This window comes from Sphingomonas morindae, from assembly GCF_023822065.1.
GTDB lineage: Bacteria > Pseudomonadota > Alphaproteobacteria > Sphingomonadales > Sphingomonadaceae > Solisphingomonas > Solisphingomonas morindae.
In genome coordinates, this window is the sequence record NZ_CP084930.1 from 907,554 (window position 1) to 927,312 (window position 19,759).

Below are 19,759 nucleotides of genomic sequence, written 5' to 3' on the forward strand. Positions count from 1 at the left end.
AATTGGTTAACGCGACCGCGAAAGTGTTAACGCGGTTAGACCAAAGTCACGAGCCGGATCGTCTGCCCGCCGTGCCGCGCCGCCGCGCGGGCGGTGCCCTCCACGCGCAGATCGATCCGGTCGGCCGCGAGCCCGCCCTCGGAAAGCGCGCGCGCCACCGCCGCCGCCCGCGCCGCCGCCAATTCCCAGCCGTCGAAGCGGCGGGCATCGCCGTCGCGCCCGCGACTCTCCACGATCATCCGCGCCCCCCGCGTCACCGCGCGCGCGCCGGCGGCGCGCAGCATCGCGCGCGCGGGCGGCAGCAGCAGCGCCTCGCCGGGCTGGAAGAGCGGCGCCGCCGCGCGCTCGTCCGCCAGCGGCGCGGGCGCGCCGAAGGCGGCGCGCAGGCTCGCCGCCGGATCGCCGCGCTGCGCCTGGAGCAGCAGCAGAAAGCCGAGCAGCACCAGGCAGAGATCGGCGAAGCTCAGCGCCCAGCGCGGGGTCGCGGCCGGCGCCGCCCGGGCGATCACGCCGCCGGCCTCAGCCGCGGCGGCGCCGCGCGCGCGGCCGCCGGCGCGGGCATGGGCATGGGCAGCGGGGTCAGCTCCGCCTCGGCGAGCGCCGCCAGCCGCGCCACCGCCTGGGCCTGCCATTCGCGCTCCACCTCGCCCAGCCGCTCCAGCCGCGCCGCGATCGGCCCGAACAGGCAATTGGCCGCGATCATGCCGTATAAAGTGGTGGTCAGCGCCAGCGCCATGCCCGGCCCGATGCGGCTGACATCGTCCATCGCCTGGAACATGGCGATCAGCCCCAGCACGGTGCCGATCATCCCCATCGCCGGCGCCGTGTCGGCGGCGGCCCGCCACACCGCCTGCACGCCGGCATGACGCGCCGCGCGCGCGTCCAGCTCGGCCTCGGCCCAGGCGCGGAAGGCGGCGGCATCGCGCGCATCGGCCAGCTCGATCGCCACCTGCGCGAGGAAATGCTCCACCTTGGCCCGATCGCAGGTCGCGATGCCGGTACGGTTGGCCTTTTCGATGATGCGCTGCACCGCGCGTCCCGCCGCCTCGGCGTCGGCCGCCGGGCGCGCGGTCACAAGCGGCCGCAGCGCCGCCAGCGCCCGGCGCGCGTCGCGGCCGGTGGCGCGCGCCGCCGCCAGGGCGAGCGATCCGCCGATCACCAGCAGCGGCGCGACCGGATCGAGGAAGATCTGCATATACACCGCACCCGCCCCCGCTGCCGCCGGCCGGCAAAATCGGCCGGCAAAAATCTGCCGCCCACCGGCAAAACATTGCCGGCGTCCTTGCGCCCGAAGCGAAAATCACCCGTCGCCAGGAATTGGCACGACGGTTGCATACCCTCGGAGCGACCGCCGCACATGCGACGATCCCGATGGCCCCACAGCCGATAACGGCGGGCCCGGCGGAAGTTTTAGGAGGCTCGGCAGAGTTTTTTCAAATGGCAGACGACGCGCTCTTCGGCATTCACGGCACCGCCCTCGCGCTGCGCTCGCAGCGTATGGCGATGCTCGCCTCCAATATCGCGAACGCCGCCACGCCGGGCTTCAAGGCGCGCGACATCGATTTCGCCAAGGCGCTCGACAGCGCCAGCCAGACCGGCAGCGTCGATCGCGCGGTGGATGGCCATGTCCAGTACCGCGTGCCGGTGCAGGCCTCGGCCGATGGCAACACCGTCGAGCTTGCCACCGAGCAGACCCAGTTCGCCGAGAATGCGATCGCCTACAAGGCGACGCTCAACTTCCTGCAGGGCCGCATCTCCACGGTCATGCAGGCGCTGAAGGGGGAATAAGGCGATGAGCGCGCCGCTCTCTGTCTTCCAGATTTCGGGCCGCGCCATGTCGGCGCAGCTCGTCCGGCTCAACACCGTGGCGTCCAACCTCGCCAATGCGGGCACGGTCGCCACCACCAAGGAAGGCGCCTATCGCGCGCTCAAGCCGGTCTTCACCCAGGTCTCGGACACGCCCGGCGTGTCGACCGTCAAGGTCGATCAGGTGGTGCAGTCCAACACCGAGCCGACCAAGCGCTACGATCCCAACAATCCGCTTGCCGACAAGGACGGCAATGTCTGGGACGCCGGCGTCGATGGCGCCGCCGAGCTGGTCGATATGATCGAGACCCAGCGCCAGTACCAGAACAACGTCCAGGTCATGCAGACCGCCAAGACGCTCACCCTCGACACTCTGAGGCTCGGACAATGACCAGCGTTACCAGCTCGATCGACTCGCTCAAGACGCCCACCACCTCGCCCACCAGCACGGGTGCGGGCAGCCAGACCATCGACCAGGCCGGCTTCCTCAAGCTGCTCACCACGCAGATGACCAGCCAGGATCCGACCGCGCCGATGGACACCAACACGATGGTGACCCAGCTCAGCCAGCTGTCGCAGACCTCGGGCATCACCGAGATGAACGCCAGCCTCAAGTCGCTGGTCAGCGAGGCCACCGGCAACCGCATCGGCGATGCCGCGAGCTGGATCGGCAAGGCCGCGCTGGTCAGCGGCTCGGTCGCCCAGCCCATGACCGATGGCAGCTTCGGCGGCCAGATCACCCTGCCCGCCGACGCCACCTCGGTGAATGTCGATCTGGTCGATGCCGGCGGCAATGTCGTCCATTCGGAGCAGGCCGGCGCCCAGCCCAAGGGCAGCTTCGAATTTCTGTGGGACGGCAAGGGCGCGGACGGCAAGGCCGTGTCCGGCCCGCTCAGCGTCAAGGTCTCGGCGGTCGGCAGCGCCGGCGCCGTCACCCCCACGGTCGCGACCTGGTCCACCGTCACCGGCGTCAACTCGCCGGCCGGCGGCAGCGCCGCCCAGCTCACCACCACGGTCGGCACCGTCGCGCCCAGCGACGTGCTCAGCCTGTCCTGATCCCCTTTCCGCCTCTTCCCTGACGGAGCGTATCCATGGCTTTCTATACCTCGCTCTCCGGCCTCAACGCCGCCCAGCTCGATCTTTCGGTGACGTCGAACAACATCGCCAATGTCGGCACCACGGGCTTCAAGCAGAGCCGCGCCGAGTTCGGCGATCTCATCTCCTCCTCGGCGCTGCAGTCGCAAAGCTCGTCGGTCGGTCAGGGCACGCGGCTGAAGAGCATCAGCCAGGATTTCACCCAGGGCGCCACCCAGACGACGAGCCGCGCGCTCGATCTCATGGTCGGCGGCGAGGGCTTCTTCGTCACCCGCGCCTCGGGCACGGGCAATGTCACCAAGTTCACGCGCAACGGCGCCTTCTCGCTCAACGGCAACAACGATGTCGTCGATAGCGGCGGCGCGGTGCTCCAGGTGCTCCCGGTCGATTCGCTCGGCAACGTGATCGCCACCGGCTCGGCGGCGATGCAGGGCCTGCACGTGCCGCCCACCAGCGGCACGCCCAAATCGACCAGCGCCATGTCGGCGACGCTGACCTTCCCGTCGGATGCCGATCTGCCGGCGCAGCGCACGGTCTACAACAGCACCACCGCGCCCTATGCGTTCAACAAGAACGACTCGAACAGCTATAACTACGCCACCTCGATCACCGTCTATGACGCGGTGGGCAACGCGCTGCCGGCGACCAGCTATTATATCCGCACCACCAAGCCGGCGCCGGATGGCTCGGGCGACCAGACCAGCGCCTGGACGGTCCACACCTATGTCGGCGACAAGGAAGTCTTCCCCACCGGCACCACCACCGCGCAGCAGATCACCTTCGCCGCCGATGGCACGATGACCGCGCCGACCGCGTCCTTCACCTATGATCCGGTGCAGCCCACCGGCGCCGCCGCGCCGCTCACCATCACCATGAACTATGGCTCGGCGACCAAGCAGGGCAATTACGCCTTCACCACCGTCAAGCAGGATCAGAACGGCAACACCACCGGCAAGCTCAACGGCCTGACGGTGAGCGAGGACGGTCTCGTCCAGGCCGGCTATTCGGATGGCACCACCAGCGCGCTCGGCAAGGTCGCGCTCGCCACCTTCGCCAACCCCAACGGCCTCCACCAGGCGGGCTCCACCTCCTGGACGACCACCGGCAAGAGCGGCAACGCGCAGATCGGCGAGGCCAGCACCGATGGCCGCGGCCAGGTCAATGCCGGCGCGCTCGAGATGTCCAACGTCGATCTCACCGCCGAGCTGGTCAACCTGATCTCGGCGCAGCGCAACTTCCAGGCCAACGCCAAGGCGATCGATACCGACAAGCAGATGCTCCAGACGATCATCCAGCTGCAGTAACTTTTTGGTGATCCGCCCGAGGGATAATAGGTAATGGACCGCCTGATCTACACCAGCTTGTCGGCGATGCGCGCGCTCATGGATCGCCAGACGGTGACCGCGGGCAACCTCGCCAACGCCAACACCACGGGCTTTCGTGGCGATATGGCTGACACGCAGGCGATCTACCTCGATGCCACCAAGGGCGTCACCACGGCGCGCGCGCAGACCGGGCAGAATGTCCAGCGCGCCGATTACAAGCAGGGCGCGGTCGTCGAGACCGGGCGCGATCTCGATGTCGCGCTCGAAGGCGACGCGATGCTCAGCGTGCAGGGCGCGGACGGGCAGGAAGCCTATACGCGGCGCGGCGATCTCAAGGTCGCCGATACCGGGCTGCTCACCACCGGCGACGGCCTGCCCGTGCTCGGCGATGGCGGCCCGATCACGCTGCCGCCCGCCGACAAGGTGACGATCGACAAGACCGGCGCCGTGTGGGTCGTCCCCACCGGCGGCGATCCCGCCCAGCCGCAGCAGGTGGACCAGCTCAAGCTGGTCTCGCCCGCCGGCTCGGCGATCACCAAGCAGTCGGACGGGCTCTTCCATGTCGCCGCCGGCGGCACCCTGCCCGGCGATCCCACCGCGCGCCTCACCAGCGGCGCGCTGGAGGGCTCGAACGTCGATGTGACGCGCACGCTCACCGACATGATCGAGGCGAGCCGTTCCTACGAAACCCAGGTCAAGCTGCTCTCCGGCGCCAAGGAGATGGACAGCTCGACCGCCGAATTGATGAACCTGCCGAGCTAAGCCCGACAGTCCGGAGTATCAGTCATGACCGTCGCCGCCCTTCACGTCGCCCGCACCGGCCTCGATGCCCAGCAAGAAAAAATGCAGGTCATCGCGAACAACATCGCCAACGTCAACACGACCGGCTTCAAGCGGGATCGCGCCAATTTCGCGACGCTCGCCTATCAATATCTCACCCAGCCGGGCGCGACCTCCTCGGGCGACGACAAATACACGCAGGGCGCCGCGCTCGGCACCGGCGTGAAGATCGAGGGCACGTCGCGCTCCGACAAGCAGGGCACCATCAACCAGACCGGCAACGCGCTGGATCTCGCCATTCAGGGCAATGGCTTCTTCCAGGTGCAGCAGCCCGACGGCACGATCGCCTATACCCGCGACGGCAATTTCACGATGACCGCCGAAGGCGCCGTCACCACCGCCGATGGCCATGCGCTGATCCCCAATATCCAGGTGCCGCAGGGCGCCACCAACATCACCATCGGCCAGGACGGCACCGTCTCGGCCACGGTCGGCAACGCCACCGAGGCGACGCAGATCGGCAAGATCCAGCTCGCCAGCTTCACCAACCCCACCGGGCTGAAGGCGATCGGCGACAATTATCTGGTCGAGACCCAGGCCTCGGGCGCGCCCCAGGTCGGCGATGCCGGAGTCGAGGGCCGCGGCACGCTCGAGCAGGGCGCGCTCGAATCGTCCAACGTCAACGTCGTCGAGGAGCTGGTCGACATGATCGAAACCCAGCGCGCCTATGAGGTCAATTCCAAGATGATCAAGGCGACCGACGAGATGCTCCAATTCTCCAACCAGAATATCTGAGGCGCGGCTCCGTCATGGCTTCTGTCCGTCTGCTCTGCGTTCTCGGCCTCGGCCTCGCGCTCGCCGCCCCGGCGGAGGCGCGCCGCGCCGCGCCCAAGGTCAGCGAATACGCGCCCACCATGCCGCAGCCGCTGCCGGCGCCGCCGGCCAATGGCGCGATCTTCCAGGTGTCGCTCGGCTATGCCCCGCTCACCTCCGGCGCGCGCGCCTCGATGGTGGGCGATCTCGTCACCATCGTGCTGACCGAGCGCACCGCCGCGCAGAAGACCAACACCGCCTCCACCGATCGCTCGGGCAATGCCGGGCTCACCCCGCCAACCAGCGGTCCGCTCTCCTTCTTCAAGGCGTCGGATGCGAGCGCGGGCGCCAGCGCCACCTTCTCGGGCAAGGGCGGGGCCACCCAGTCCAACCAGCTCACCGGCGCGGTCACCGTCACCGTCCAGCAGGTGCTGCCCAACGGCAATCTCGTGGTGCGCGGCGAGAAGCATCTCACGCTCAACCGCGGCGACGAGTTCGTGCAGATCTCGGGCATCATCCGGCCGGTGGATATCGACAGCCAGAACCAGGTTCTGTCCACCCGCGTCGCCGATGCGCGCATCACCTATTCGGGCAAGGGCGAGATCGCGCGGGCCTCGAGCCAGGGTTGGCTCGGCCGCTTCTTCTCGCGCGTCAGCCCCTTCTGAGCGAGCCTGTGATGACCCTGCTCTCCCGCTTCCGCGCCGCCGCCCTCGCCGCCCTCGCCGCCTTCGCGGCGCTCGCGCCCGCGCCGCTCGTCGCCGCGCGCATCAAGGATCTCGGCCAGTTCCAGGGGCTGCGCACCAACCAGCTCACCGGCTATGGCATCGTCGTCGGCCTGTCGGGCACCGGCGACGACAGCCTCGAATATGCCACCCAGGCGATGAAGGGCGTCGCCTCGCGCTTCGGCCTGCAGATCCCGGCGGGCGTCAATCCGGCCACCAAGAATGCGGCGGCGGTCATCATCACCGCCGATCTCCCCGCCTTCGCCAAGCCCGGCCAGACGCTGGACATCACCGTCTCGGCGCTGGGCAAGGCCAAGAGCCTGCGCGGCGGCACGCTGCTGCTCGCGCCGCTGGTCGGCGCCGATGGCCAGATCTACGCCATGGCGCAGGGCAATCTCGCGGTTGGCGGGCTGGGCGTGTCGGCGGCCGATGGCTCCAACGTCGTCATCAACGTGCCCACCGCCGGCCGCATTCCCGGCGGCGCCACGGTGGAGCGCGCGGTCGATGCCGGCTTCGCCACCACCCCCACCATCAACTTCAACCTCGCCGAGGCCGATCTCACCACCGTCCAGCGCGTCGCCGAGGCGATCAACGCGCGGCTCGGGCCGGGCCGCGCCCAGGCGATCGATGCCGAGACGGTGGCCATCACCGCCCCCCCGGGCGCCGAGCTGCGCACCGCGCTGATGGCCTCGATCGAAAATCTCGACGTGAACCCCGCCGACGCCGCCGCGCGTGTCGTTGTAAATGCGCGCACGGGTACGGTCGTTATCAATGGTGCGGTCAGGATCGCGCCGGCGGCGGTAAGCCACGGCAAGCTGACCGTGAAGGTTGATGAGAAGCCGCAGGTGTCGCAGCCCGCGCCCTTCTCGCAGGGTCAGACGGCGGTCGTGCCCAACAGCGCGATCTCGGTCGAGGAGAAGCATTCGCCCATGTTCCAGCTCGCCCCCGGCGCCAGCCTGGCGGACATCGTGAAAGCGGTGAACGCAATCGGCGCGTCGCCTGCCGATCTGGTCGCCATCCTCGAAGCGCTCAAGCAGGCGGGCGCGATGAAAGCGGATTTGATCGTCCTATGATCCAGCCTCTCTCCCCCCTCGCCGCCACCACCGGCACCACCGGCACCACCGGCACCGCCGCGACCGGGCAGAACGCCAAGCTCAAGTCCGCCGCCCAGGCGTTCGAGGCGGTGTTCCTGCGCCAGATGATCGGCTCGATGCGCCAGGCGCAGCTCGCCGATGGCGCGATGGACAGCTCGGCGACCGACCAGTTCCGCGACATGGCCGATTCGCGCACCGCCGACTCCATGTCGACCAAGGGCGTGCTCGGCATCGCCAAGATGCTCGAGAGCCAGCTCTCGGCGCTGCCCCAGGTGAAGGCCGCCACTGCCGCCGCCGATACCGCCGGCCGCGCCGTGCATGTCGTGGGCGATCTCGCCAAGCGGTTCGCCCTGTGAGCGATCTGCTCCAGATCGGTGCGTCGGGGCTGCGCGCCTTCAACACCAAGCTCGCCGCGATCGGCGAGAATGTGTCGAACGCGGGCACCGACGGCTATACGCGGCGCACCGTCACGCTCGCCGAGGCCTCGGCCAACAGCTCGTCGAGCGTCAGCAATCTGAACGGCGTGCGCGTCCAGTCGGTGCAGCGCGCCGACGATACCTTCGCCGCCACCGCCAAGCGCTCCGCCGCCACCGATGCGGCCGCCGCCACCGCGCGCTCGACCTGGCTCGGCAATGTCCAGACCGCGCTCGCCGACGACGCCACCGGCGTCGGCCAGAGCGCCACGACCATCTTCACCGCCGGCCAGGCGCTCGCCGCCGATCCCGGCAGCACGGGCAATCGCAAGGCCTTTCTCTCGGCGATCGATCAGACCGCCCAGGCGTTCAACACCACCGCCAAGCAGCTGCAGAACGCCGCCGACGATATCACCGCCGCCGCCCAGGGCGCGGTGACGACGATCAACCAGTCGCTGGATCAGCTGGATAATATCAACAGCCAGCTCCATGCCGTCCAGCCCGGCACCGCCGCCCAGGCCAATCTGCTCGATCAGCGGGACAAGATGCTGGATTCGGTGTCCGCCAATATCGGCATCGACGTGCAGTTCGCGGCCGATGGCAGCGCCACGGTGCAGATCGCCGGCGGCGGCGCCACGCTCGCCTATTCGGGCAAGTCGGCGGCGCGCCTGTCGGTCGGCGCCACCGGCGGCCGGCTTTCGCTCAACGCCACCGTCAACGGCGTCGATCAGCCGATCACCGCGCCCGGCGGCACGCTCGGCGGCCTGGTCGACAGCGCCGACGCGGTCGCCACGCAGCAGACCCGGCTCAACGATCTCGCCACCGATTTCGCCAATCAGCTGAACAGCTGGTCGGCGGCGGGCACCGATGCCAATGGCGCCGCCGGCGCCCCGCTCGTCAGCGGCACCAGCGCCGCCACGCTCGCCGTCGCCACCACCGATCCCACCAAGGTGCCCGCCGCCAAGGGCGGCGTCTCCAACGGCAATCTGCTCACGCTCGATGGCCTGCGCGGCACCAGCGGGATCGAGCAGAGCTGGACGCGCCAGGTCACCGATGTCGGCCGCCAGGTCGCCGCCGCCAAGACCGCCGCCACCGCCGCCTCGTCGCGCTCGGACGCGGCCAACGCCAATTTCACCGCCGCCACCGGGGTCGATACCGATTCCGAGGCGGCCGATCTCGTCCGTTACCAGCAGGCCTACAACGCCGCCGCCAAGGTCATCCAGGTGGCGCGCGACACCATGCAGGCGCTGTTGCAGGTCATCTGAGGAAGCCGTCCATGATCACCAGCGCCCGCTATTCGATCCCGCAGGAAATGGCGCGCCAGAAGGCGCTGTCGGACAGCATCGCCCAGCTCCAGACGGATATTTCGAGCGGCGTGAAGATCCACCAGGCGTCGGACGATCCCGTCGCCGCGCGCCAGATCGCCAAGATCCGGTCGATCCAGGCGAGCTACCAGACGTACAAGACCAACATCGCCACCGCGACGCAGATCAGCAGCCAGGTGCAGGACAGCCTCGACACGCTGCAGACCTCGATGATCCGCGCCAAGGAGCTGATCATCCAGGCCAAGAACGGCACCGCCAACAGCGGCGACCGCGCCGCCATCGCGGCCGAGCTGCAGGGCATCGCCGCCGAGGTCACCCAGGCGCAGGGCGCCACCGATTCGGCCGGCAATCCCATCTACACGCCCAGCGGCACCGAGCCGATCCTGATCCCGGTGGGCGAGAATGTGCAGCTGCCCGCCGCCGCCAGCAGCGACGATGTGTTCGGCAACGTCAAGCTCGCCGATGGCAGCACCAGCACGCTCTCCGATATTCTCCAGAACGCGATCACCGCCTTCCAGAACAACGACGCGACCGGGATGCAGACGGCGCTCACCTCGCTGGATGCCGCCCAGTCGCATCTCAGCCTCAACCTCACCGATGCCGGCGTCCGCGCCCAGCGCATCACCGCCGCCGACGATCGGCTCGAGAACCGCAATATCGATCTCACCGATCAGCGCTCCACGCTGGAAGATACCGATATCACCGCCGCCAGCGCCGAGCTGATGCAGAAGAAGCTGGTGCTCGACGCGGCCCAGTCGATCCTCGCCCAGCTCTCCAAGACCTCGCTGTTCGACAAGCTCACCTGAGCCGGCGCGCGGGCCGGCCGCCGCGCCGCCCGCCCCCGCCCCGCCGGCCGCAGCCGCGCCGGCCACCGCGATCCTGATGGCCGCGCGGCGTGCAGCCGATCGCGGCCATTCTCACATCGTCCCCAGCGCCCCACCACGCGCCGCCACGCGCCGATTGCGCGCCGATTGCGCGCCAAGAGGCCGGTTAACACGCCGTTAGCTTATCGATTCCTTGAGAATTGCCGGGCTAGTCCGACTGGTGATGAGCGTGCGGCCCCGCGGCCGGCGAACCGCTTCAGGGGTGAGTACCACATGTTCGCAGCGATTGGTCTCGTCGTTCTTCTCGGCATGGTGTTTGGCGGCTTCGTCTTTACGGGCGGCGATCTCCATCCCGTCCTCGAGGCCATTCCGCATGAGATGATCATCATCGGCGGCGCCGCCGTCGGCGCCATCGTCGCGGGCAATTCCGGCAAGGAACTCAAGCAGCTCGGCGGCGGACTCGGCAAGGTGTTCAAGGGTCCGACCTACAAGAAGCAGGATTTCCTCGATGCCATCTTCCTCGCCTCGTCGCTGATGAAGATGCTGCGCACCGAAGGGCCGGTCGCGGTCGAGCCGCATATCGAGGATCCCAAATCCTCCACCGTCTTCGCCAACTATCCCAAGCTGCTCAAGGATTCGACGCTGGTCCACCTGATCTGCGACACGCTGCGGCTGGTCGTCGTCTCGTCGGGCACGCTCGATCCGCACGCGGTCGAGGAGGTGATGGACAATGGCCTGAAGACGCACCACCACGACGCCATCCGTCCCGCCGACATGCTGCAGAATCTGGCCGACGCGCTCCCCGCGCTCGGCATCGTCGCCGCCGTGCTCGGCGTGGTGAAGACGATGGGCGCGATCGACAAGCCGCCCACCATCCTCGGCGCCATGATCGGCTCGGCGCTGGTCGGCACCTTCATGGGCGTGCTGCTCGCCTATGGCATCGTCGCCCCCTTCGCCAACCGCGCCAAGCAGGTGATCGAGAGCGACGCCTCCATCTACCATGTCGTCAAGCAGATCATCATCGCCTCGCTGCACGGCCATCCGCTGCCGCTGGTGATCGAGGCGGCGCGCTCCAGCATCAGCCACTCGAACCAGCCGGCCTTCGCCGATGTGTTCGACGGCATGCGCGGGCGCTGATCCCATGGCCAGCGCGGCAGGCGGCAAGCGCGGGCGCAACGAGCCCGAACCTCCCAAGATCATCATCGTCAAGAAGATCAGCGGCGATGGCCATGGCGGCCATCATGGCGGCGCCTGGAAGGTCGCCTATGCCGATTTCGTCACCGCGATGATGGCCTTCTTCCTGCTGCTGTGGATCCTCGGCGCCACCACCGAGAAGCAGCGCAAGGGCATCGCCGATTATTTCGCGCCGACGATCATCGAGGTGCGCGAGAAATCCGCCGGCTCCAACGGCCCGCTCGGCGGCGACAGCGTCGTCGCGCGCGACAATTATCCGCACAAGGCGCAGCAGACGGGCACGCGCAGCCTCACCATCCCCAAGGACGCGACCGGCGGCCCCAAGGATGGCGCCTCCGCGCTCCGCACCCGCGATCGGCTGCGCTTCCAGCAGCTCAAGAAGGTGGTGCAGAAGCAGATGCAGCAGAACAAGGCGCTCGCCCAGCTGCAGCAGCATATCCGCTTCACCGAAACGCCCGAGGGGCTGCGCATCGATCTGGTCGACGGCGCCGATTTCTCGATGTTCGCGCTCGGCTCGGACCAGCTGGTGCCGCGCGCGGCGGCGCTGATCGGCGAGGTGGCGCAGGCGATCGCGCAGGTGCCCAATGGCGTGATCGTGCGCGGCCATACCGATGGCCTGCCCTATGCGGCGGGGCGGTCCGTCAACAACTGGACGCTCTCCTCCGGCCGCGCCGAGGCGACCCGCCAGCGCCTGGCGGCGGGCGGCGTCGCCGCCGCGCGCTTCCAGCGGATCGAAGGCGTGGCCGATCGCGAGCCGTTCGAGAAGGACGCCTATGATCCGCGCAACCGCCGCATGTCGATCACGCTCGCCTGGACGCAGGGCGGCGCCGACGAAAGCGAGGCCCGCGCGCTGGCGGACAAGCTCGGCGGCGAGGTGGTGAGCGACAAGCCGCCGGAAGGGCTGCACGGCTTCTCCGGCAAATAGGATGCCGGCGCCGGCACGGGCGGTGATCCCGCGCCGGACGGGCGTGGCGGCGGCGCGCGGCGCGGGCTAGGATCGGCCCCTCTCCTCGCCTAGAGGCTGGTGCCATGGATCTTCCCCCCGGCTATACGCTCCACCCCGAAGCCCCGGACGTCGAGAGCTATCGGCGGCTGCGCGCCGTCTCCGGCCTCACCCCGCGCAGCGCCGCCGCCGCCGAGGCGGGGCTGCCGCACGGCGTCCACGCCGTCACCATCCGCCACCAGCAGCGCGCGGTCGGCATGGGCCGCATCGTCGGCGATGGCGCGCTCTTCCTCCACATCGTCGATATCGCGGTGGACCCCGCGCATCAGGGGCGCGGCCTCGGCAAGGCGGTGATGGCGGCGTTGATGGCGCATATCCGGGCGCACGCGCCGGCGGAGGTCCATGTCAGCCTGATCGCGGACGGCGAGGCCCGCCATCTCTACGCCCAGTTCGGCTTCGCCCCCGTCATGCCCGATTCGATCGGCATGGCCTTGTGGATCAAGCCGGACTGAGCGTGGACGGGGCGGCGGCCCCCGCCCCGCCCCGCCACGCCGCGCCGCTCACCAGACGGTGACGCGCGCGGCCGGCGCCAGATACAGCCTGTCGCCCGGCTTGACCGCGAAGGCGGCGTACCAGGGCGTGAAGTTGCGGACGATGCCGTTCACCCGATATTCCTCGGGGCTGTGCGGATCGGAGAGGAGCTGGCTGCGCAGCGCGCCCTCGCGGCTCTTGCCCTGCCAGCTCTGCGCATAGGCGAGGAAGAAGCGCTGGTCGCCGCTATAGCCGTCGATCACGCGGTCGCCATGGCGCGCGACATAGCGGCGCCACGCCGTATAGGCCGCCTCGAGCCCGCCGAGATCGCCGAGATTCTCGCCGAGCGTGAGATCGCCCTTGATGTGCACGCCCGGGATCGGCTCATATTGGTCGAACTGGCGCGCCAGCAGGGTGGCATGGGCGGTGTAGCGTTGCGCGCTGGCCGGGGTCCACCAGTCGCGCAGCCGGCCGGCGGCATCGTAGTGGCGGCCCTGATCGTCGAAGCCATGGCCCATCTCATGGCCGATGGTGGCGCCCGATTCGCCATAATTTACCGCCGGATCGGCCGCCGCATCGAAGAAGGGCGGCTGCAGGATCGCCGCCGGAAAGGTGATCTGGTTCATCGTCGGATCGTAATAGGCGTTCACTTCCTGCGGGGTCATGTACCACAGGCTGCGATCCACCGGCTTGCCGAGGCGCGAGCGCTGGAGCGCCCAGTCGAACTGGTCCGCCGCCAGCACATCGCCCAGCACATCGTCGCGCCGCACCGTCATCGGGCCATAATCGATATAATGGGCGGGGTGGCCGATGCGCGGCTCGAAGCTGGCCAGCTTGGCGAGCGCCTCGCGCCGCGTCGGCGCATCCATCCAGGCGGCGCCCCGGATCTTCTCGCCATAGGCGGCGCGCAGATCGGCGATCAGCTCGGCCATCTGCCGCTCGGTCTCGGCGGACCAGTATTTCTCGACATAGAGGCGCCCCACCGCCTCGCCGAGCCGCGCATTCACCAGCCGCACGCCGCGCTTCCACCGCGCCGGCGGCGTCGGCACGTCGTTCAGCGTCCGGCTGTAGAAATCGAAATGCGCATCGTCGAAGGCCTTGGGCAGATAGGCCGCGTGATCGCTGAGGAAGTGCAGCGTCAGATAGGTCTTCCACTGGTCGAGCGGCACGTCCGCCAGCCGCTGGCCGGCCGCCGCCACCGCGCTCGGCTCGCGCACCACCACCGTCGGCATGGCGGCGAGGCCGATATGATCCAGCGTGCCCGCCCAGTCGAACTGCGGCGCCAGCGCCGCCAGCTGCGCGCGGGTCATGGGGTTATAGGTGGCGGTGGCGTCGCGCTGGCGCTCGGGCGTCCATTGGTCGGTTGCGAGCCGCGTCTCCAGCGCGAGCATGGCCTGCGCCTTGCCGGCCGGGTCGGAGAGCCCCGCCAGCCGCGCCAGCCGGGTCAGATAGGCGATATAGGCGGCGCGGATCTGATCATATTTGGCGCCCTTGAGCAGATAATAGTCGCGCCCCGGCAGGCCCAGCCCGCCCTGCTCGGCCACCACCGTGTAGCGCGTCGGATCGGCATCGTCGGGCTGGATGCCGATCTGCACCGGCGCGGCGAAGCTCGGCTCCGCCATCAGCCGCACCAGCTGGCCGCGATCGGCGATCGCCGCGATCCGCGCCAGGCTGGGCTGCGCGGGCGCCAGGCCGCGCGCCTCGATCCCCGCCTCGTCCATCCAGGCGGCGTAGAAATCGCCCACCTGCCGCGCCGCCGGGCTGGCGCCGGGATCGCGCATCGCCTGCTCCACCAGCTGGCGCACCGCGATCTCGGCCTCGTCCACCAGATCGTTGCTATAGCCCGCGCTGCTGCGATCGGGCGCGATCCGCACCGTCTTCAGCCAGGTGCCGTTGGCGTAGCGGTAGAAATCGTCCCCCGGCTTCACCGATTTGTCCATGGTGGCATAATCCACCCCCCAGCTGCCATAGCGGGGATGGGCGGCGGGCGCGGCCAGGGCGCCGCCGGCGAGCGCGGACGAGAGCAGAATGGCGATGGCAAAACGTGACGACATGAAGGCCCCCTGGCAGCAAGCGGCGGAAGCTAGCGCGGGCGGCGACGCGGAACAATGCGCCGCCGCCGCCTCGCTCCTCGTGATGCGCGACACGCCCGACGGCGCCGAGCTGCTGATCGTGCGCCGCGCCGCCGGGCTCGCCTTTGGCGGCGGCGCGCTCGTCTTTCCCGGCGGCCGGGTCGAGCCGGAGGATTGGCGCGGCCCGGCCGACGATCCCGAAGCCGCCGCGCGCCACGCCGCCGTGCGCGAAACGCGCGAGGAGACGGGGATCGCCTGCGCGGTCGAGACGCTCCACCCCTTTGCCCGCTGGCGCGCGCCGCCGGGCCTCGCGCGCCGCTTCGATACGCGCTTCTTCCTCGCCCCCGCGCCCGGCGCGGCCGATCCCCGCGCCGATGGCGTGGAGACGGACGAGGCCTTCTGGGCGCGCCCGGCCGCGCTGCTCGCCGCCGCCGAAGCCCGGCCCGGGCTGCTGCTCTTTCCCACCTTCTGCCTGCTCGCGCGGCTCGCGGCGCTGCCCGATTATGCGCGGGCGCGCGCCGATGCCGAGGCCTGGCCGCGCCCCGTCATCACGCCGCGCGTCGAACAGCGCGCCGACGGCGCCTGGCTCGCCATCGACCAGGGCCTCGGCTATCCGCGCACCGCGCGCCCCGTCGCCGCCCAGCGCCGCGCCTAGGCCGCCCCCGCCCGCGCCGCGCAGGCGCGCTCGACGGCGGCGCGGAAGGCGGCGGGATCGTCGGGACAATGGGCGATCGCGCGGATCGTCCTGCGGCCGGCGCGGATCGGCCGATCGAGATCGAGCACGATCGTCGGCCAGGCGATCAGCGCGAGATTGAGCAGGTCGGGCGCCTTCAGCGCCGCCCGCGTCCAGTCGGACCGGAAGCCGCGGATCGCCTCGAGCGGCACGCTGTGCGGCCCGAAGGGGCCCGCGCGCAGGATCAGCCGGTCCGGCTCAAGCCGCAGCGGGCGCCGCCGCACCAGGCGCAGCATCCGCACCAGCAGCGCCAGCGCGACGAGATCGATCGCCCCCACCGGCGCCGCCACGCGCCAGCCCCACAGCGCCACCAGCACGCCGTGCACCACCGCCGCCTCGATACAGGCGAGGCCGAGCAGCACCGCCAGCAGCGGCGCCAGCGCGCGATGATAGGAAAAGGCCATGGCCCAGACTGGACGCTCCCGCGCCCGCGTCAATTGGGACCATCACCAGAGTGGCGCCCGCGCCGGCGCCGATCGGCCCCCGTGCGGGCGGCTCAGGCCCGGCTCACGCCTTCTCGATCGTGCATTGCAGCGGATGCTGGTGCTGGCGCGCGAAATCCACCACCTGGGTCGCCTTGGTCTCGGCGACTTCGTGGCTGAACACGCCGCACACGCCCACGCCCTTTTGATGGACATGCAGCATCACGCGCGTCGCATCCTCGATGTTCATCCGGAAGAAGCGCTGAAGGCACAGCACCACGAATTCCATCGGCGTATAATCGTCGTTCAACATCAAAACTTTGTAGAGCGACGGCTTTTTCGTGCGGGTGCGGGTGCGCGTCGCCACGCCGGTGCCGACATCCTCGCCACCCGCGTCCTTGCCGGCCATCGACCGCACCGTCTCGAGCGCCCGCATCACCGCCTCATCATGCTTCATGCTATGCCTGTCCTGAGAGTCGCCACGATATGGCATCGCGACGCCGCTCGGCAAGACCTCGCACCGCGTTCGCACCACGACGCACCGCCGCCGCCCGCGCGCAATTGGCCCGAAAACGCGACAGGCGGCCGCCCCGCCTGGGGACGGCCGCCTGCCGGAGCCACGAAAGGGGGTGGCTTAGGCGATCGGCGCCTTGGCCTTCTCGGCGGCCACGGCGACGCGGCTCGAGAGCGGCTGGACGATCTCGCCCGCCAGCTTCAGCCACGCCTCGGAGAATTTGGAACCCTCGGCCACCGCCTCGTCGAACGCCTTGCGGGCATAGTCCGACTGGAGGGTGAAGAGTTCGGTCGGGCTCTTCGCGGCGACGAAGCCCTTGAACGCGGCGGCCGCGCTCTCGAAGCTCTTGCGGCTATAGTCCACCGCCTCCTGGCCCAGAGTCTCGGCGCCCTTGGCGGCGACGCGGCCGGAGGTGACCAGCGCCTCGACATTGCCCTTGGTGAAGTCGTTGAATTCCTCGATCATCTTCGCGCCGCGCTCGAGCGAGGCCTTGGCGCGCGACTGCATGTCGCCAAAGGCGGCCTGCACATGCTCGGAATTGGGGGCGAAGTTGCCGGTGTTGAACGAGGTGGCCATCAGAAATCCTTTCGGGCTGAAATAGTCTTGAAGCGAGGGCGGGGCGGCCTTGCCGATCGCGTCGGCGGCCTGGGCGAAGGCGGCACCCGCCTCCTCCGCCACCTGGCGCCCCGCCTCGGCCGCCTGGACGGCGGCGTCGGGAGCGGCGACGGTCGGGGTGGAGGCGAGCGGCGCGGGCGCCGGAACCGGAGCCGGAGCCGGAGCGGCCGCCTCGGCCTTGGGCGCCTCGATCTTCGGGGCCTCCGGCTTCGGCGCCTCGGCCTTGGCCGGCTCCACCTTGGCAGGCTGGGCGCTCGGCGCGGCCATGGGCGGCGCCGGAGTCGCGGCGGGCTGTGTCTCGGCCGGGGGCACGGGCGCCGCGACCGGCGGCTTGGCGGCCGCGGACGGAGCGGGCGCCGCGGCGTCCTTCACGAGCGGCGCGGGCGCCGCTTTGGCGCCGCGTTTGGCAATGGGGGTTTTGCTGTCTGCCATCGACCACCTCTCACCTTATTGCGCTGCACAATAAACGAATCGCGCGCCGCGCTCAAGCATTTTGTGCGCTGCAACAAAAGTATAACCTCCATTTACGGAGAGGTCGCGCCGGCTTTGGTCTAAGCCGCTTTGACCGGGCGCAAATCACCGAGCGCTCCGGGTCGGGCCGGGCACGGGCGCGCCGCCGGGCCACGCCATGCCCGGCCGTATCGCGCGGGAGGGCCGCGCCGCTCCCTCGTCCAGGGATCGAGTCGGGGCGCCCGGTGCCGGTCAGCGCATCCGCACATAGCGGCCCGGCGCGGGCTCGATCGCCGGAAAGGGGCCGGCGCCGGGCACGCGCGCGCCGGTGGCGGGCACCGTCTCGCCATCCTGCTGCGCGATCCAGGCGCGCCAATCGGGCCACCAGCTGCCCTTGGTCTCGCGCGCCCGGGCGAGGAAGTCGGCGAAGTCTGTCGCCGGCTCGTCCACCGTCCAATATTGATATTTCTGCGCCTCGGGCGGGTTGACCACGCCGGCGATATGGCCGGATCCCGCCAGCACGAAGCGCAGCGGGCCGGCGAAATGCTCGGTCAGCTTCCACACGCTCTCGGCCGGCGCGATATGATCCTGCCGCCCCGCCTGCACATAGGCGGGCGTGGTGACGCGGCCGAGATCGATCGGCACGCCCAGCACGGTCAGCGCGCCCGGCCGCACCAGCAGATTGTCGCGGTAGAAGTCGCGCAGATAGTCGAGGTGCCAGCGCGCCGGCAAATTGGTGACATCGCCATTCCAGTGGAGCAGGTCGAAGGGCCGCCCCTCCTCGCCCAGCAAATAGCTGTTCACCACGTGCGACCAGATCAGGTCGCGCCCGCGCAGCAGGTTGAAGGTGGCGGCCATGTAGCGCCCGTCGAGATAGCCGGGCTCGCCCAGCGCGCCGATCAGCTGGAGCATGGCATCGTCCACGAACAGCGACAATTCGCCCGCCTGGCTGAAATCCACCTGCGCGGTGAAGAAGGTGGCGGAGGCGACCTGCGCGGCCTCGTCGCGCGCGGCGAGCAGCGCCAGCGTGGTGGCGAGCACCGTGCCGGCCACGCAATAGCCGACCAGATGCACCCGCTCCGCCGCCAGCGCCGCGCGCACCACGCGCAGCGCGTCGAGCTGGGCGGCGACATAATCGTCGAGCCGCGTCTCGGCGAGATCGGCGTCGGCCGATTTCCACGAGACGAGGAACACGCTCAGCCCCTCCGCCACCGCCCAGCGCACGAAGCTTTTCTTCGGCCCCAGGTCGAGAATGTAGAAGCGGTTGATCCAGGGGGGGAAGATCAGCAGCGGGGCGGCGCCCACCCGCGCCGTGGCGGGGGCATAGTGGATCAGCTGGAAGAGCGGCGTCTCGTAGATCACCGCGCCCGGCGTGGCGGCGATGTCGCGGCCCAGCTCGAACACGCCCGGCGAATGGGTGAGCTGGCCGCGCCGCAGATCGGCGAGCATATGGTCGAGCCCGGCGAGCAGGCTCTCGCCCTTCGTCTCGATCATGCGCGCCAGCGCCTGCGGATTGGTGGCGACGAAATTGGTCGGCGCCAGCGCCTCGCGCAGCGCCTCGGTGGCGAAGCGCAGCTGGTCCTTCTGCTTGGCGTCGAGCCCCTCCAGCGCCTCGACCTGGTCGGCGAGCGCGCCCGCGAGCAGCCCGTGCGCCTGCTCGATCAGCGCGAAGCCCGGATGCGCGCGCCACGCGGCGGGATCGTCGGGCCGCGCGGGCAGCGTCGCCACCGCCGGATCGAGCAGCGCCTCCCACAAATGGGTGGCGCCCTGCCAGAAGCGCTGCTGCGTCTCGGCGAGACGCGCGCTGTCGAAATGCGGCGCGGCGGCGGGCGCCCAGCGCGCGAACAGCGCCTCGCCGGCCTGGGCGAGCGCCGGCGCGGCGGCCCCGCGCCCGGCCTGTTCGGTGGCATAGTCGAGCAGCATCTGCTGCGCCCGGCCGATCACCCCGGTCCAGTGCTGCAGCTCCTCGAGCGAGGGCGTCGCCAGCGGCGCCGAGGACGGGGCGGTCTGGGGATCGGGCACGAACATCCTCCTCCGGCGCGCGATCCGGCCTGTGCCGATCGCGAGGGCGGCGTTATAAGCCGATCG

22 protein-coding genes are annotated in these 19,759 nt (G+C 69.9%); 15 read left to right on the forward strand and 7 right to left on the reverse strand.

The features are described 5' to 3' along the window. Window positions 1-35: 35 nt before the first annotated feature. Window positions 36-509: an OmpA family protein gene (locus LHA26_RS04495; protein ID WP_252167540.1), complete on the reverse strand. Its 474-nt coding sequence runs from the start codon at window positions 507-509 to the stop codon at window positions 36-38. After that, a complete protein-coding gene (locus LHA26_RS04500; protein ID WP_252168293.1) occupies window positions 506-1,195 on the reverse strand; it encodes a MotA/TolQ/ExbB proton channel family protein in 690 nt (229 codons plus the stop codon). The genes LHA26_RS04495 and LHA26_RS04500 overlap by 4 nt, the downstream gene beginning before the upstream one ends. A 242-nt stretch (window positions 1,196-1,437) precedes the next feature. Between LHA26_RS04500 and flgB the strand changes: the two genes are divergently transcribed. From flgB to LHA26_RS04570, 14 genes are all read left to right on the forward strand, one after another. Beyond that, a complete protein-coding gene (flgB, locus tag LHA26_RS04505) occupies window positions 1,438-1,788 on the forward strand; it encodes a flagellar basal body rod protein FlgB (RefSeq protein WP_252167541.1) in 351 nt (116 codons plus the stop codon). A 4-nt stretch (window positions 1,789-1,792) separates the two neighbouring features. Then, on the forward strand, window positions 1,793-2,197 hold the full coding sequence (gene flgC / locus LHA26_RS04510; RefSeq protein WP_252167542.1) for a flagellar basal body rod protein FlgC: 405 nt from the start codon (window positions 1,793-1,795) through the stop codon (window positions 2,195-2,197). After that, window positions 2,194-2,862, forward strand: a complete 669-nt coding sequence (locus LHA26_RS04515; RefSeq protein WP_252167543.1) for a flagellar hook assembly protein FlgD — start codon at window positions 2,194-2,196, stop codon at window positions 2,860-2,862. The genes flgC and LHA26_RS04515 overlap by 4 nt, the downstream gene beginning before the upstream one ends. 35 nt (window positions 2,863-2,897) lie before the next feature. Then, complete coding sequence (locus LHA26_RS04520) at window positions 2,898-4,205, forward strand: flagellar hook protein FlgE (RefSeq protein ID WP_252167544.1); 1,308 nt, start codon at window positions 2,898-2,900, stop codon at window positions 4,203-4,205. A gap of 33 nt (window positions 4,206-4,238) precedes the next feature. Further along, complete coding sequence (gene flgF, locus LHA26_RS04525; protein ID WP_252167545.1) at window positions 4,239-4,988, forward strand: flagellar basal-body rod protein FlgF; 750 nt, start codon at window positions 4,239-4,241, stop codon at window positions 4,986-4,988. Window positions 4,989-5,012: 24 nt separating this feature from the next. Next, window positions 5,013-5,801: a flagellar basal-body rod protein FlgG gene (gene flgG / locus LHA26_RS04530; protein ID WP_252167546.1), complete on the forward strand. Its 789-nt coding sequence runs from the start codon at window positions 5,013-5,015 to the stop codon at window positions 5,799-5,801. Window positions 5,802-5,815: 14 nt separating this feature from the next. Then, window positions 5,816-6,484 carry a flagellar basal body L-ring protein FlgH gene (locus LHA26_RS04535; protein WP_252167547.1) on the forward strand — a complete coding sequence of 223 codons (669 nt, stop codon included), beginning with the start codon at window positions 5,816-5,818 and terminating at the stop codon, window positions 6,482-6,484. 11 nt (window positions 6,485-6,495) lie between these two features. Further along, complete coding sequence (locus LHA26_RS04540; protein WP_252167548.1) at window positions 6,496-7,614, forward strand: flagellar basal body P-ring protein FlgI; 1,119 nt, start codon at window positions 6,496-6,498, stop codon at window positions 7,612-7,614. Continuing rightward, entirely contained in the window at window positions 7,611-7,991 is a 381-nt protein-coding gene (locus tag LHA26_RS04545; protein ID WP_252167549.1) for a rod-binding protein, read from the forward strand. The genes LHA26_RS04540 and LHA26_RS04545 overlap by 4 nt, the downstream gene beginning before the upstream one ends. Beyond that, window positions 7,988-9,313, forward strand: a complete 1,326-nt coding sequence (gene flgK / locus LHA26_RS04550; RefSeq protein ID WP_252167550.1) for a flagellar hook-associated protein FlgK — start codon at window positions 7,988-7,990, stop codon at window positions 9,311-9,313. The genes LHA26_RS04545 and flgK overlap by 4 nt, the downstream gene beginning before the upstream one ends. Before the next feature lie 11 nt (window positions 9,314-9,324). Next, a complete protein-coding gene (locus LHA26_RS04555) occupies window positions 9,325-10,179 on the forward strand; it encodes a flagellin N-terminal helical domain-containing protein (protein WP_252167551.1) in 855 nt (284 codons plus the stop codon). A 291-nt stretch (window positions 10,180-10,470) separates the two neighbouring features. Beyond that, complete coding sequence (gene motA / locus LHA26_RS04560; RefSeq protein ID WP_252167552.1) at window positions 10,471-11,334, forward strand: flagellar motor stator protein MotA; 864 nt, start codon at window positions 10,471-10,473, stop codon at window positions 11,332-11,334. A 4-nt stretch (window positions 11,335-11,338) separates the two neighbouring features. After that, on the forward strand, window positions 11,339-12,316 hold the full coding sequence (locus LHA26_RS04565) for a flagellar motor protein MotB (protein ID WP_252167553.1): 978 nt from the start codon (window positions 11,339-11,341) through the stop codon (window positions 12,314-12,316). A 104-nt stretch (window positions 12,317-12,420) separates the two neighbouring features. Further along, on the forward strand, window positions 12,421-12,846 hold the full coding sequence (locus LHA26_RS04570) for a GNAT family N-acetyltransferase (RefSeq protein ID WP_252167554.1): 426 nt from the start codon (window positions 12,421-12,423) through the stop codon (window positions 12,844-12,846). 48 nt (window positions 12,847-12,894) lie between these two features. On the opposite strand, the gene LHA26_RS04575 is transcribed toward LHA26_RS04570, so the two are convergent. After that, window positions 12,895-14,919 carry a M13 family metallopeptidase gene (locus LHA26_RS04575; protein WP_252167555.1) on the reverse strand — a complete coding sequence of 675 codons (2,025 nt, stop codon included), beginning with the start codon at window positions 14,917-14,919 and terminating at the stop codon, window positions 12,895-12,897. Between LHA26_RS04575 and LHA26_RS04580 the strand changes: the two genes are divergently transcribed. Beyond that, the gene (locus LHA26_RS04580) at window positions 14,900-15,592 is read left to right on the forward strand and encodes an NUDIX hydrolase (RefSeq protein ID WP_252167556.1); all 693 of its coding nucleotides are present in this window, start codon (window positions 14,900-14,902) and stop codon (window positions 15,590-15,592) included. The two genes, LHA26_RS04575 and LHA26_RS04580, sit on opposite strands and share 20 nt — an antisense overlap. Here LHA26_RS04580 and LHA26_RS04585 read toward each other — a convergent pair. The 4 genes from LHA26_RS04585 to LHA26_RS04600 all read right to left on the reverse strand — a co-directional run bounded on the left by LHA26_RS04585 (window position 15,589) and on the right by LHA26_RS04600 (window position 19,693). Continuing rightward, window positions 15,589-16,074: a hypothetical protein gene (locus LHA26_RS04585; protein WP_252167557.1), complete on the reverse strand. Its 486-nt coding sequence runs from the start codon at window positions 16,072-16,074 to the stop codon at window positions 15,589-15,591. The genes LHA26_RS04580 and LHA26_RS04585 overlap by 4 nt on opposite strands. 103 nt (window positions 16,075-16,177) lie before the next feature. Beyond that, a complete protein-coding gene (clpS, locus tag LHA26_RS04590; protein WP_252168294.1) occupies window positions 16,178-16,501 on the reverse strand; it encodes an ATP-dependent Clp protease adapter ClpS in 324 nt (107 codons plus the stop codon). Window positions 16,502-16,726: 225 nt separating this feature from the next. Further along, the gene (locus LHA26_RS04595) at window positions 16,727-17,653 is read right to left on the reverse strand and encodes a phasin family protein (protein ID WP_252167558.1); all 927 of its coding nucleotides are present in this window, start codon (window positions 17,651-17,653) and stop codon (window positions 16,727-16,729) included. A 270-nt stretch (window positions 17,654-17,923) separates the two neighbouring features. After that, a complete protein-coding gene (locus LHA26_RS04600) occupies window positions 17,924-19,693 on the reverse strand; it encodes a PHA/PHB synthase family protein (RefSeq protein ID WP_252167559.1) in 1,770 nt (589 codons plus the stop codon). Window positions 19,694-19,759 lie beyond the last annotated feature (66 nt).